Source organism: Kocuria rosea (assembly GCF_006094695.1).
Lineage (GTDB): Bacteria > Actinomycetota > Actinomycetes > Actinomycetales > Micrococcaceae > Kocuria > Kocuria rosea.
The window spans coordinates 2,909,840-2,923,297 of record NZ_CP035103.1; the positions used below are offsets into that span (position 1 = coordinate 2,909,840).

10 protein-coding genes are annotated in these 13,458 nt (G+C 73.5%); 6 read left to right on the forward strand and 4 right to left on the reverse strand.

Annotated elements, in window-relative coordinates; genetic code table 11:
• The first annotated feature begins 164 nt into the window (after positions 1-164).
• Together EQG70_RS13360 and EQG70_RS13365 are read left to right on the forward strand one after the other, a co-directional pair.
• Positions 165-3,488 (forward strand): beta-phosphoglucomutase family hydrolase, encoded by a 3,324-nt coding sequence (locus EQG70_RS13360; protein WP_109222548.1) that lies wholly within the window; start codon positions 165-167, stop codon positions 3,486-3,488.
• Positions 3,489-3,523: 35 nt separating this feature from the next.
• Positions 3,524-4,060 (forward strand): gamma carbonic anhydrase family protein, encoded by a 537-nt coding sequence (locus EQG70_RS13365; protein WP_109222547.1) that lies wholly within the window; start codon positions 3,524-3,526, stop codon positions 4,058-4,060.
• Between the two features lie 18 nt (positions 4,061-4,078).
• Here EQG70_RS13365 and EQG70_RS13370 read toward each other — a convergent pair whose 3' ends face one another.
• Entirely contained in the window at positions 4,079-4,660 is a 582-nt protein-coding gene (locus tag EQG70_RS13370) for a TetR/AcrR family transcriptional regulator (protein ID WP_031282322.1), read from the reverse strand.
• An 84-nt stretch (positions 4,661-4,744) separates the two neighbouring features.
• On the opposite strand from EQG70_RS13370, the gene EQG70_RS13375 reads away from it, so the two are divergent.
• From EQG70_RS13375 to EQG70_RS13385, 3 genes are all read left to right on the forward strand, one after another.
• A complete protein-coding gene (locus EQG70_RS13375; protein ID WP_109268811.1) occupies positions 4,745-5,839 on the forward strand; it encodes a Gfo/Idh/MocA family protein in 1,095 nt (364 codons plus the stop codon).
• 129 nt (positions 5,840-5,968) lie between these two features.
• Positions 5,969-6,481 carry an Hsp20/alpha crystallin family protein gene (locus EQG70_RS13380; protein WP_285842172.1) on the forward strand — a complete coding sequence of 171 codons (513 nt, stop codon included), beginning with the start codon at positions 5,969-5,971 and terminating at the stop codon, positions 6,479-6,481.
• Between the two features lie 210 nt (positions 6,482-6,691).
• On the forward strand, positions 6,692-8,914 hold the full coding sequence (locus EQG70_RS13385; RefSeq protein ID WP_109268812.1) for an NADP-dependent isocitrate dehydrogenase: 2,223 nt from the start codon (positions 6,692-6,694) through the stop codon (positions 8,912-8,914).
• Positions 8,915-9,070: 156 nt separating this feature from the next.
• Here EQG70_RS13385 and purH read toward each other — a convergent pair whose 3' ends face one another.
• Positions 9,071-10,681 carry a bifunctional phosphoribosylaminoimidazolecarboxamide formyltransferase/IMP cyclohydrolase gene (gene purH / locus EQG70_RS13390; RefSeq protein ID WP_109268813.1) on the reverse strand — a complete coding sequence of 537 codons (1,611 nt, stop codon included), beginning with the start codon at positions 10,679-10,681 and terminating at the stop codon, positions 9,071-9,073.
• 79 nt (positions 10,682-10,760) lie between these two features.
• Entirely contained in the window at positions 10,761-11,342 is a 582-nt protein-coding gene (purN, locus tag EQG70_RS13395) for a phosphoribosylglycinamide formyltransferase (protein ID WP_017832163.1), read from the reverse strand.
• A gap of 60 nt (positions 11,343-11,402) precedes the next feature.
• Here purN and EQG70_RS13400 point away from each other — a divergent pair, with 60 nt between their 5' ends.
• The gene (locus EQG70_RS13400; RefSeq protein WP_109268814.1) at positions 11,403-11,909 is read left to right on the forward strand and encodes a hypothetical protein; all 507 of its coding nucleotides are present in this window, start codon (positions 11,403-11,405) and stop codon (positions 11,907-11,909) included.
• Here EQG70_RS13400 and EQG70_RS13405 read toward each other — a convergent pair.
• A complete protein-coding gene (locus tag EQG70_RS13405) occupies positions 11,798-13,450 on the reverse strand; it encodes a cell division protein PerM (RefSeq protein ID WP_232035337.1) in 1,653 nt (550 codons plus the stop codon). The genes EQG70_RS13400 and EQG70_RS13405 overlap by 112 nt on opposite strands.
• Positions 13,451-13,458: the final 8 nt, after the last annotated feature.

Sequence of the window (13,458 nt, forward strand, 5' to 3'; positions counted from 1 at the left end):
CGTTTAATGAGCTGGTCAGGAACCGTCGGCACGGACGGCCGTCCCCGCTCCAGTGCCAAACCGCAACGCCGCGTCCGGGGTCCGTCGCGTGCCGCGTGCTGGGGGTTTCTCCGTGCGGTTCCGAGGGGTCGCGGACGCCGCACCCACCTTCCGGAGGAACTCTCGTGAACGCACTGCCCACCGCCCCGTTCACCGCCTCCCTGCCGCGCATCCAGGGCGCGGACGCGCTGCCGCAGGCGGTCGACCAGCTGCGCATCCCCCACGAGGCCGTGATCTTCGACATGGACGGGGTGGTCACGGACACCGCCGCCGTGCACGCGACGGCCTGGAAGACTCTCTTCGACGCGATCCTGGCCGACGACCGGCTCGAGCCGGCCGAGGCCGGCACCACGGTGGACCGCCGACCCTTCGACGCCGACGCCGACTACCGTCACTACGTGGACGGGCGGCGGCGCGAGGACGGGATCCGCTCCCTGCTCGCCGCCCGGGGCGCCTGCCTGCCGGAGGGCGACGAGACGCCGGGGGCGTGGACGGTGCAGGGCCAGGCCGTGCTGAAGAACACCTACTTCCAGGACGCCCTGCAGGTCCAGGGCGTCCGGGTGTTCGAGAAGACCGTGGCGCTCATCGAGCGGCTGCGCGCCGCCGGGGTGCCGGTGGGTCTCGTCACCGCGAGCCGCAACAGCGTCCCCGTGCTGGCGGCGGCCGGGCTGCAGGACTCCTTCGACATCATCGTGGACGGCCACTTCGCCGCCGAGCACGGGCTGCCCGGCAAGCCGGCGCCGGACACGTTCCTGACCTGCGCGAAGATGCTCGGGGTGAACCCGGCCCGCTCCGCGGTGGTGGAGGACGCCGTGTCCGGGGTGCAGGCCGCCGCCGCCGGCGGCTTCGGCATGGTGGTGGGGATCCGCCGCCACGGCGAGCGCAAGGACCTGTACCGGGCCGGGGCCACGGTCGTGCTCAACGACGTCGGCGAGCTCGACCTCGGCGCCCGCCGCGACGACCCCTGGAAGCTGGTCTTCGAGGGCTTCGACCCGGCCACCGAGGCCCGGCGGGAGACCCTGCTGACGCTGGCGAACGGCTACATGGGCGTGCGCGGGTCGGCCTGCGAGTTCCCCGACAACGGGGTGCACTACCCCGGCAACTACCTGGCCGGCATCTTCAACCGGGTGGTGAGCCACCTGAGCGGCCGCGACGTCGAGCACGAGTCCATGGTCAACGCCCCCAACTGGACCCACCTGGACCTGCGGGTCTCCGGCGGCGACTGGTGGTCGGAGGGCGGGCTGCGCCCGTCCGAGGAGCGGATCGAGCTCGACCTGCGCCGCGGGCTGCTCATCCGGTCCCTGATCCTCACCGACCTCAACGGCGACCGGGGCGAGGACGGGGCCCACGCCCGGCTGGAGATCGTCCAGCGCCGCCTCGTGTCGCTGCGCTTCCGCCACCTGGGGGCGCAGGAGACCACGGTGACGGCCCGGGGGTTCTCGGGGCGGCTGCACCTGCGCACGGGCATCGACCCCAGCGTGCGCAACAACGGGGTCGCGGAGTACCAGGACCTCAACGACCACCACCTGGTGGACCTCGAGTCGACCTCGCTGCCCGACGACCACGAGACCCTGCTCTCGCACGTGCGCACCACCCAGTCCAAGATCGAGATCACCACGGCCCAGCGCACCACCATCGAGGGCGGCCAGAACGTCCGGGAGCGCCGCGAGATCCGGCCCGGCGGCACCGAGTTCCGCCGCCACCAGGTCAACATCGCCGACGGCCGCCCGGTGATCATCGACTCGACCACGGCCGTGGTCACGAGCCGCGACGCCGCGATCGGCTCGCCCCGCGAGGGCGCCCTCGCGGAGCTCGACCGCAACCCCAGCGGCGTCCGGGGCCTGCTGCCCTCGCACGAGATCGAGTGGTCCCTGCTGTGGGACCGCTTCGACGTGGACGTGTGCCCGGACCCGGAGGAGCGCACCGGGGAGCTGGCCATCACCCAGCTGGCGCTGCGGGTGCACCTGTTCCACGTGGCCCAGACGCTGGCGCCGCACATGTCCCTGCGCGACGCCGGGGTCCCGGCCCGCGGCCTGCACGGCGAGGGCTATCGGGGGCACATCTTCTGGGACGAGCTCTACATCCTCCCGGTCGTCAACCTGCACCAGCCGCAGGTGACGCGCGCCCTGCTCTCCTACCGGTGGCGCCGGCTGCCCATGGCCAAGCACCGGGCCACCGAGTTCGGGCTCGAGGGCGCGGCGTTCCCGTGGCAGTCCGGCTCCGACGGCCGGGAGGAGACCCCGCCGGAGCTGTTCAACCACCACTCCAACCGGTGGCTGCCGGACAACTCGTGGCGGCAGTTCCACGTGGGCCTCGCGATCGCCTACAACGCCTGGATCTACTACGAGACCACCGGTGACCTCGACTGGCTGGCGGGGCAGGGCTCGGAGCTGATCATCGGGATCACCCGGCTGTTCGCGTCCCTCACCGACTACGACCCCGCGGACGGCCGCTACCACATCGCCGGCGTCATGGGCCCGGACGAGTACCACGACGGCCCGCGCGGCCAGCACGGCGGCGGGCTGAAGGACAACGCCTACACGAACGTGCTGGCGGCCTGGCTGTTCCGGCACAGCGCACACATCTTCCACGACATGGTGGAGCACCAGCGCGAGGAGCTCTCCGCCCGCTTCGACCTCTCGGCCGAGGAGGTCGGGACCTGGCAGCGGATGGCCGAGCGGATGTTCGTGCCGTTCAACACGGACGGCACCATCAGCCAGTTCCACGGCTACGACGACCTCGACGAGCTGGACTGGGAGTACTACCGGGCCAAGTACCGCAACATCGGCCGCCTCGACCTCCTGCTGGAGAACGAGGGCGACATGACCAACAACTACAAGCTGGCCAAGCAGGCCGACACGATCATGCTGGTCTACCTCTTCGGTCCCGACGGCCTGGTCGAGGAGCTCGGCCGGATGGGCTACGAGGTGGACCACGCCGCCATCGAGCGCACCGTCGACTTCTACATCGCGCGGTCCTCGCACGGCTCCTCCCTGTCCCGGGTGGTCAACGCCTCGGTGCTCGCGTGGCTGAACCCGGACCGTTCGTGGTCCTCGTTCCAGGACGCCCTCCTGGTGGACCTCGACGACACCCAGGGCGGGACCACGGGCGAGGGCATCCACCTGGGCGCCATGGCCGGCTCCGTCGACGTCGTGACCCGCGCCTACGCGGGGCTGCGCGTGCGCGGCGGCTGGCTCGAGTTCGACCCGGCCCTGCCGAGCCAGCTGGACGCCGTCTCGTTCACGGTGCTGTACCGCGGCCAGGTGATCCGGGTCTGCATCGACCACCACGTCCTGGAGCTCGAGGGGGCCTCCCGGCGCGCGGACGACGTCACGATCCACGTGCACGGCGCGGAGTACGTGCTCAAGGGCGGCCAGAAGATCCGCGTGGCCATCCAGCACGGGCACCAGCGCCCCCCGCGGCCGGCCGTCACGCGGCAGGGCGTCTGAGCCGCGGGCGGCGGGCCCGCCGCTAGGCTGGGCCCATGGCACACTCCACGACGCCCGGCACGGTCCTCCCGCACGGGGGGCACGAGCCCCGGATCGACTCCTCCGCCTTCGTGGCCCCGACCGCCACGGTCGTGGGCGACGCCGAGCTGGGGCCGGAGTCCGGGGTCTTCTACGGCGCCGTGGTGCGCGGCGACCGCTCCCCCGTCCGGCTGGGCGCGCGGTCCAACCTGCAGGACAACGTGGTGGTCCACTCCGACCCCGGCCACCCCTGCACGATCGGCGCGGACGTGAGCGTCGGCCACGGCGCAGTGGTGCACGGGTGCACCGTGGAGGACGAGGTCCTGATCGGGATGAACGCGACCGTCCTCAACGGCGCCGTGATCGGGACGGGCTCGCTGGTGGCCGCGGGCGCCGTCGTCCTCGAGGGCACCGTGGTGCCGCCCCGCTCCCTCGTGACGGGGGTGCCGGGCAGGGTCCGGCGCGAGCTCACGGACGAGGAGCAGGAGAAGGTCCGTGCCAACGCGCGCACCTACGTCCGGCTCTCCGCCGAGCACCGCCGGCTCACCGCCTGAGCCGGGCCCGGCGGCCCGTCACTGCGCCGCGAGGGTGCGCGCGTAGTCCAGGTACGCGCCGTGGTCGAAGCCGGGCAGCAGGCAGGACTGCACCACCCAGCCCTGCAGCACCGAGAGGATGGCCTGGGCGAACATGCCGGCCCACTCGCGGGCCGCGTCGTCGTCGAGGCCCAGCTCCTCGACCGCCCACCGCCCGTAGCGCTCCTCCACCCGGTCCCGCACCCGCCCCAGGTGCTCCCCGGCAAGCGCGGCCAGACCGGGGTCGCTCACCGCCCCGCCCCACGTGATGAGCAGCAGGCGGGTGGTGGCGGGATCCGCGGCCAGCCGCTCCAGCAGTCCCACGACCCACGCCGCGGGGTCGGTGCCGGGCTCGTCCTCCGCGGCCGCGAGGACCCGGTCCAGGGCCGCGCGGGCGGCCGCGGCCACGAGCTCCTGCTTGCTCGGGAAGTGGTTGTAGAGCGCCCCCGCGGACAGCCCCGTGGCGGCGATGATGCGGTGCATCGACGCCCCCTCGTAGCCGTGCTCGAGGAAGCACTCGCTGGCGGCCGCCACGATCTCGCGGCGGCGCTCGTCCTTGTACTGCTGGCTCACCCGGGGCACGCCCTCAGCCTACGCCACGAACGGTCGTTCGATCGGAGTCGGCGGACGGGGACCCGGCGCCGGGCGGCGTGGCAGAATGCGCCCATGCCTGCCCAGACCCTCAGCCCGTTCGTCGACGCCTCCCTCGACGCCGCCCACCTGGACGACCCCGGCACCGCGACCGGCCGCACGCTCGGATGGGGCGTGGTCAGCACCGCCGACATCGCGGAGAAGGTGGTCCCGGACATCGCGGCGCTGCCCGACGCCCGGCTCGTGGCCGTGAGCTCGCGGGACCAGGACCGCGCCGAGGACTTCGCCCGCCGGCACGGGGTGGAGCGGGCCTACGGCGGCACCGCCACGAGCACGGGACTGGACCGGCTCGCGGCCGACCCGGACGTGGAGATCGTCTACGTGGCCACCCCGCACGGCTACCACCACCGGGACGTCTCGGCGCTGCTGCGGGCCGGCAAGCACGTGGTGTGCGAGAAGGCCCTCGCCATGACCGCGATGGAGGTCCGCGACCTGTTCCGCCTGGCCCGCGAGCACGGCGTCTTCCTCATGGAGGCCGTCTGGACCCGCATGACCCCCGGCTTCCGCACCGCGATGCGCTGGGTCCGGGAGGGCCGGCTCGGCCGGGTCCGCTCGGTCGAAGGGTCCATCGGCACGCACCGGGCCCTGGACCCGGCCCACCGCCTGTTCCGCCGGGCCGACGGCGGCGGGGTGCTGCTGGACATGATGGTCTACCCCCTGACGTGGACCTCCGCGGTCCTGGGGGCCCCGGAGCGCTGGAGCGCCCGCGCGGAGCTCGGCGCCACGGACGTGGACCTGGACACCGCCCTGACCCTGGACTTCGGGCACGGCCGGGCGCACGTGAGCGGCACCCTGTCCGCCACGGTCCCCCACCAGGTGACGATCAGCGGCACGGACGGCTGGCTGCGGGTGGACGGACGGATCAACTGCCCGACCACCCTGGTGCTGCAGACCGCCGAGGGCGCCCGCACGGGCGCCGCCCCCCTCGTGGAGCGCGTGGACGTGGCGGGCGCCGGATACGTGTTCGAGATGCGCGAGGCCACCCGCTGCGTGCAGCAGGGCCTGCTCGAGTCCCCCGTGATGCCGTGGGCCGACTCCCTCGAGCTCGTGGAGCTCTTCGACCGGGTGCGGGCGCAGATCGGCGTGCGGTATCCCCACGACGCCCGCTGAGGGCGGTTCGCCCTGGGCGATGGGGGCCGGGACCCGTTGAAGACCGCGGGGAGCGGGATTATCATGGTCAACAGTTGAGTTGATCGGACTCAACTAAATGTCGAAGACATTGCTCATATGGTTGAGGAGATGATTGACGTGGCCACGATGTTCACCCCGTTCAACGATTTCGACCGGCTCGCCGCCTCGCTGTTCGCCCGGCAGGGCCTGCGCGAGATGCCCATGGACCTGTACCGGGACGGCGACCAGTACATCCTCCGGGCGGACCTGCCCGGCATCGACCCGGAGAGCGTCGACGTCGACGTCGACGGCCAGCTGCTGACGATCCGCGCGGAGCGGGAGCTGCCCGAGGTGCAGGACGTCCAGTGGATCACCCGGGAGCGGCAGAGCTCCTCGTTCGTCCGCCAGCTCAACCTGGGCCAGGGCATCGACATCCAGAACATCGCCGCGAACTACGACAACGGCGTGCTCACGGTCACGATCCCCGTCTCGGCGCAGGCCAAGCCGCGCAAGATCCAGGTGGTCTCCGGACAGGGCGAGCAGCAGGCCCTGGGCGAGGGCCGGGACGAGTCCGGCGACCGCGTGATCGGCGAGGGCGAGCTCGTCAACGGCGCCGGGTCCACCCAGTCCACGGAGGGCTGAGCCCGGCCCCCGGCACCGGCACGCCCCCGGGCGGGGCCCCACGGCCACGGGCCCGTTCCCCGCGGGGAACGGGCCCGCCGCCGTGCCCGGGCCGCCCGCGGCCTCCGGCCGGACGGCGGGCCCGGCCAGCGGGCGGGGCGCCGCCTCGGGTATCTTGGCACCAGGAAGCACCACCACCGATCCGACGACATCCTGGGAGACAGCCCGCACATGGCCAAGATCATCTACACCCGCACCGACGAGGCGCCCCTGCTCGCCACCTACTCCTTCAAGCCGATCATCGAGGCCTACGCCTCGACCGCCGGCGTCGAGGTGGAGACCCGCGACATCTCCCTGGCCGGGCGCATCATCGCCGCGTTCGGCGACCGCCTCCCCGCGGAGCAGCGGGTGGACGACGCCCTCGCCGAGCTGGGCGAGCTGGCCAAGAAGCCCGAGGCCAACATCATCAAGCTGCCCAACATCTCCGCCTCCGTCCCGCAGCTGAAGGCCGCGGTCAAGGAGCTGCAGGAGCAGGGCGTCGCCCTCCCCGACTACCCGGACGAGCCCCGCACCGAGGAGGAGAAGGAGACCCGGGCCCGCTACGACAAGATCAAGGGCTCCGCCGTCAACCCGGTGCTGCGCGAGGGCAACTCGGACCGCCGCGCCCCCGCCTCGGTCAAGAACTACGTCCGCAAGAACCCGCACCGCATGGGCGAGTGGACGGCGGAGTCGAGGACGAACGTCGCCACGATGGGCGCCGACGACTTCCGGGACAACGAGAAGTCCGTGGTCATGGACGGCGACGACACCCTGACGATCCGCCTGGTGGCCGAGGACGGGAGCACCACGGTGCTCAAGGAGTCCGTCCCCGTGCTGGCCGGCGAGGTCGTCGACGGCACCGTGATGCGGGCCGCCGCCCTGGACGCGTTCCTCGCGGAGCAGGTCGAGCGCGCCAAGCGGGAGGACGTCCTGCTCTCGGTGCACCTGAAGGCCACCATGATGAAGGTCTCCGACCCGATCATCTTCGGCCACGTCATCGAGGCGTTCTTCCCGGAGCTCTTCGCCGCCCACGGCGCGGCCCTGGAGAAGGCGGGTCTCTCCCCCGCCAACGGGCTCGCGGCGATCCTCAACGGCCTCGACGCCCTGCCCGCCGACGTGCGCGACGACGTGCGGGCCGCGATCGACAAGGGCCTCGCCGAGGGCCCGAAGCTCGCCATGGTGAACTCCGACAAGGGCATCACGAACCTGCACGTGCCCTCCGACGTCATCGTCGACGCGTCGATGCCGGCCATGATCCGCACCTCCGGGCACATGTGGGGTCCCGAGGGCGAGGAGGCGGACACCCTCGCGGTGCTGCCGGACAGCTCCTACGCCGGGGTCTACCAGGTGGTCATCGACGACTGCCGCGCCCACGGCGCGTTCGATCCGACCACCATGGGCTCCGTGCCCAACGTCGGCCTCATGGCGATGAAGGCGGAGGAGTACGGCTCCCACGACAAGACCTTCGAGATCCCCGTGCAGGGCACCGTCCAGGTCGTCGACTCCTCCGGCGCCGTGCTCATCGAGCACGAGGTCTCCCCCGGGGACATCTGGCGGGCGTGCCAGACGAAGGACGTCGCGATCCGCGACTGGGTCAAGCTCGCCGTGACCCGCGCGCGGGCCTCCGCGACGCCGGCCGTGTTCTGGCTGGACCGCACCCGCGCCCACGACACCAACCTCATCGCGAAGGTCGAGCAGTACCTGACCGAGCACGACACCGAGGGCCTGCAGATCGAGATCATGTCCCCCGAGGAGGCCACCGCGTTCTCGATCGAGCGGATCCGCCGCGGCGAGGACACCATCTCGGTCACCGGCAACGTGCTGCGCGACTACCTGACGGACCTGTTCCCGATTCTCGAGCTGGGCACCTCCGCGAAGATGCTCTCGGTGGTCCCGCTCATCAACGGCGGCGGGCTCTTCGAGACCGGCGCCGGCGGGTCCGCGCCGAAGCACGTCCAGCAGCTGGTGGAGGAGAACCACCTGCGCTGGGACAGCCTCGGGGAGTTCCTCGCCCTCGCCGCGAGCCTCGACCACCTGGCGACCACGGCCGACAACGAGCGCGCCCGGATCCTCGGTGAGACCCTCGACCGGGCCACGGGCACGTTCCTCGAGGAGAACAAGTCCCCGAGCCGGAAGGCCGGCGAGATCGACAACCGCGGCAGCCACTTCTACCTGGCCCTGTACTGGGCCCAGGAGCTGGCCCGCCAGGACGAGGACGCCGAGCTGGCGCAGGCCTTCGCCTCCGTGGCGGAGCAGCTGGCGGCCAACGAGGACGCGATCAACGAGGAGCTGCTCTCCGTGCAGGGCCGTCCCGCCGACATCGGCGGCTACTACCGCCCGGACGACGCCAAGACGTTCTCGGTGATGCGCCCCTCGGAGACCTTCAACCGGGTCCTCTCCTCGCTCAGCGCGTGAGCTGAGCGCGTGAGCTGAGCGCCTGAGCGGAGCGCCTGAGCGGAGCGCGCGGGCCGACCGCGCGCTCCGGCACGGGCAGCACGCACGGCAGCGGCCGCACTCCCCGCGGGGAGTGCGGCCGCTGCCGTGCGCGGGGCATGCCGCCCGGGAGACGGCTCAGTGGAAGAAGTGCCGGGCCCCGGTGAAGTACATCGTCACGCCGGCGGCCTCGGCCGCGGCCACGACCTCCTCGTCCCGGATCGAGCCGCCGGGCTGGACCACGGCGCGCACGCCGGCGTCGAGGAGCACCTGGAGGCCGTCCGCGAACGGGAAGAACGCGTCCGAGGCCGCCACGGCGCCGCGCGCGCGCTCGGCGCCGTCCTCGCCCAGGGCGTTGGCCCGCTCCACGGAGAGCTTGCAGGAGTCCACCCGGTTGACCTGGCCCATGCCGATGCCCACGGACGCGCCGCGGTCGGCGAGCAGGATCGCGTTGGACTTCACCGCCCGCAGCGACGTCCACGCGAAGGCGAGGTCGGCGAGCGTCCGCTCGTCCGCCGGCTCCCCCGCGGCCAGCGTCCAGCCGGCGGGGTCGTCGCCCGCCGCGTCGAGCCGGTCCGAGACCTGCAGCAGCGCGCCGCCGGAGATCTGCCGGTACTCGAGGACGTCCCGCTCGAAGCCCTCGGGCAGCTCGAGCAGACGGATGTTCTTCTTGGCCTGCAGGATCTCCAGGGCCGCCGGCTCGAAGCCGGGGGCCACGACGACCTCGGTGAAGATGTCCTGCACGGTCTCGGCCATCGCCCGGGTCACGGTCCGGTTCGCGGCGATGACCCCGCCGTAGGCGGAGAGCGGGTCGCACGCGTGGGCCTTGCGGTGGGCGTCGGCGATCGGGTCCTCGGCGCGGGGGGTGGCCACGGCCAGCCCGCAGGGGTTGTTGTGCTTGACCACGGCCACGGCCGGCTCGTCGAAGTCGTAGGCGGCGCGCAGCGCGGCGTCGGCGTCCACGTAGTTGTTGTAGGACATCTCCTTGCCGTGCAGCTGGTCGGCCTGGGCGATGCCGGGGGACGCGGCCTCGTCCACGTAGAGCGCCCCCTTCTGGTGGGGGTTCTCGCCGTAGCGCAGGGAGGCCGAGCGCTGCAGGGCCAGGCCGGCGTAGGGCGGCCAGAAGTTGGCGTCCTCGTCCTGCTCGAACTGCTGGGCCGTCCAGGTGGCCACCGCGGTGTCGTAGGCGGCGGTGTGCGCGAACGCCGCGGCGGCCAGCCGGCGGCGTGCCCGCAGGTCGAAGCCGCCCGAGGCCGCCGCCTCCACGACCGCGTCGTAGGAGGACGGGTCCACGACCACGGACACGGCCGCGTGGTTCTTCGCAGCGGCCCGGACCATGGAGGGGCCGCCGATGTCGATCTGCTCGACGACCTCGTCCTGGCCCGCGCCGGAGCGCACGGTGTCCACGAACGGGTAGAGGTTCACGACCACGAGGTCGAACGGCTCGATCTCCAGCTCGGCGAGCTGGTCCATGTGGTCCTGCTTCCGGCGGTCCGCGAGGATGCCCGCGTGCACCCGCGGGTGCAGGGTCTTGACCCGCCCCTCCAGGCACTCCTGGAACCCGGTGACCTCCGCGACCTCCGTCACCGGCACGCCCAGGTCGGCGATGCGCCGTGCGGTCGAACCGGTGGACACGATCGCGACGCCGGCCCGGTGCAGCCCCGTGGCGAGACCCTCCAGCCCGGTCTTGTCGTAGACGGACACCAGCGCCCTCTTGAGGGGCACGCGGTCAAGCTGGGTGGGGCTCACAGGTTCTCCAAGCGTTCGAGGTCTGGGGTTGCCGGCGGGATCCGCCGGGAACCATTTTACGGACCCTCGCCGGGCCTGCTCACCGGGCGTCGTGCAGGGCTCCCTGCCGGGCCGCCGCGCCGAGCGTGCGCACGAGCAGCTCGCGCTCGGCGGCCTTGATCCGCTCGTGCAGCTGCGCCTCGGTGTCCCCCTCCTCCACGGGCACCGCCGCCTGCGCCAGGATCGGACCGGCGTCGACGTCGGCCACGACCTCGTGGACGGTGACGCCGGTGACCTTCACCCCGTGCGCGAGGGCGTCCCGCACCGCGTGCGCCCCCGGGAAGGACGGCAGCAGCGAGGGGTGGGTGTTGACGATGCGCCCCGCGAACGCCTCGACGAACTCGGCGTCCACGATCCGCATGAACCCCGCGAAGACGATCCGGTCGGGCTCCCGGGCGGCCACCGCCTCCTGCAGGGCACGGTTCCACCGCGTCCGGTCGGGGTGGTCGCCGGGCCGGACGAGGAACGTCTCGACGCCGGCCTCCCGGGCCCGCTCCAGGCCGGTGCAGGGCTTGTCCGCGCCCACGGCGGCGATCTCGACGTCGATCCGGCCCTCCCGGACGGCGTCGAGGACCGCCTGCAGATTGGTGCCGGAGCCGGAGACCATGACCACGATGCGCATGCCCCCGAGTCTAGTCGGGCGGGCGGGGAGGGGCCCCCGGGGTGCCCTAGAGTGAAGGGCATGACCCCTCCCCGCCCGACCCCCGAGGCAGCCCCCGCGGACGCACGACGCGCCGCCGCGACCCGCACGGCAGGGGGCGCGCTGGTGTGCGCGGCGGTCGCCCTGGTGCTCGTCGGCTCCGCCCTGTGGCCGACCGTGGCCGGGGTCGTGCTGGCCGTCCTCGGGATCGGGCTGGGCGTCGCGGCGCTCGTGCGCTCCCGCGGGACCGGCACGCGCCGGCTGCTGGTGCTGAGCGCGGTCGCCGCGATCGTGCTGGGCGCGCTGAGCCTGCTCACCGGCGGGGCCCGTCTGGCCCTGTGGCCGGTGGCCGAGGCCTACCAGGAGTGCGTCGCCGGCACCCTCACCCTCTCCGGGGCGGCGCAGTGCCAGCAGGAGCTCGAGGACGGGATCTGGAGCTATCTCTCCGGCGGCCCGGCGGCGCCGGCGTCGGAGGACGCCGCGGGTGCCTCGGCCGCGTCCACGTCGAACGCCTCCGCGGACCCGGTCTCCGCCACGGCCGGCCCCTGAGCCGCCCACGGGCCCGCGTCCCGGTGCCCGTCCGCGGTGCTGCGGCCGGTCCTGGGCCCGTCCGCGCCGTGCCCCTCGGTCCCGTGCTGGTCGGCCCCGTGCCCGCGTGCGGGCCGCGGCCTCCGCCGGCCGGCCGAGCGCATGGCGCGCCGGGCCGCGGTCTCCTCCCGGCGCCGCCGGCGCGCCGCCCGCCGGCCGGCCGGCGTCCGGTCCTCGCCGTCCTCGCCGCCGCGGGGCGGCGCGAACGGCGGCTCGTGCTCGAGCCACGGTCCCAGCACACAGCCGACCGCCGCCCCGACGGCCACCTCGGCGCCGAACAGCAGCAGCACGGCGGGACCGTCCGGTCCCACGTCCGTGAGCCGCCCGAGCCCCAGCGAGCCGTGCGCGAGCCAGCTCAGCAGCATCACCAGCACGCCGGCGACGGCGCCCACGAAGACCCCGGTCAGCAGCGTCGAGAGCGGGTACGTGATCCAGCGCGCGGGCAGCCGCAGCGCCATCCAGTCGTCCAGGTGGTTCTCCCCCTCGCGCAGGAACCACCAGCCGGCGAGGACGCCGGCCAGGACCGGCAGCACGACCACCACGAGCGCCCAGGCCGGGAGCTCGGCGGGCGGCAGCGCGGCGAGCGCCGGGAGCAGCGGCACGGGCCCGGCCTCGGTGCCCAGCGGAGAGGCGTGCGTGCCGGAGCCGAGCTCGAAGCCCGCGCCCGTGGCCCAGGCCAGGGCGTAGACCGCGAGGTTGGGCAGGTAGCCGAGCTGGAGTCCCGTCAGCGCGGTGTCCCCCGGCACGCCGGTGCCCAGCCGCTGGTAGACGCCCACCACGTCGTTCCAGTTCCAGAACAGGGCGGCGGCCAGCAGGGCGGCCCCGGCCCCGACCCCGGCCACGGCCGCGACGAAGCCGGCGCGCAGCACCGCCCACACGTAGGACCCGGCCCAGCGGGAGTACTGGCTCGTGCGCTCGACCCACGCGGCGGCGTTGACGCCGATCAGTCCCGGCAGCGACCGGGAGGCCCGGTACGCGCCCACGAAGCCGCCCAGGGCCACGGGGACGAGCGGGAAGACGGCGGCCGCGGCCGGGCTCGCCGAGACCTCCCCTCCGCTGAAGAGCAGCGCGGCGGCGGCGCCGAACGCGGAGTAGGCGGCCAGTCCGCTGAGGTACGGCTGCCAGAACTGGCCCTCCCAGCAGGCGCGGGCCAGCCGTCTCCCGGCGTGCCAGGAGAGGGCGAACGGCACCAGGGTGAGCCCGAGCGGGACGAGGTTGAGCGTCCCGGTGGTCGCGGGCAGCCCTGCGCCCGGGTCCAGGGCCACCTGGAGCGGGGTGAGGTGGGCGAGCAGCCACACGTGACCGGAGAGCACGAACCCGCCGGTCAGGCCGAGGGTGTCGAAGCCGTCGGCGAGCCACACCATGAGGACGGTCAGCAGGACCAGCAGGTAGGACACCACGGCCACGGAGCCGAGTTCCAGCACGCCCTGCAGCCACAGCGGCATGGGCACACCCCGGCGGTCCGGGCGTGCAGCGGGGGAGGACAGGCCTTGGGAGTTCATCACCGACC

Bases quoted from the DNA above. Each gene is read 5' to 3' on its own strand.
- EQG70_RS13365 (WP_109222547.1), top strand. From the start codon at position 3,524: ATGGCACACTCCACGACGCCCGGCACGGTCCTCCCGCACGGGGGGCAC.
- EQG70_RS13375 (WP_109268811.1), top strand. From the start codon at position 4,745: ATGCCTGCCCAGACCCTCAGCCCGTTCGTCGACGCCTCCCTCGACGCC.
- EQG70_RS13380 (WP_285842172.1), top strand. From the start codon at position 5,969: ATGATTGACGTGGCCACGATGTTCACCCCGTTCAACGATTTCGACCGG.
- EQG70_RS13385 (WP_109268812.1), top strand. From the start codon at position 6,692: ATGGCCAAGATCATCTACACCCGCACCGACGAGGCGCCCCTGCTCGCC.
- purN (WP_017832163.1), bottom strand. From the start codon at position 11,342: ATGCGCATCGTGGTCATGGTCTCCGGCTCCGGCACCAATCTGCAGGCG.
- EQG70_RS13400 (WP_109268814.1), top strand. From the start codon at position 11,403: ATGACCCCTCCCCGCCCGACCCCCGAGGCAGCCCCCGCGGACGCACGA.
- EQG70_RS13405 (WP_232035337.1), bottom strand. From the start codon at position 13,450: ATGAACTCCCAAGGCCTGTCCTCCCCCGCTGCACGCCCGGACCGCCGG.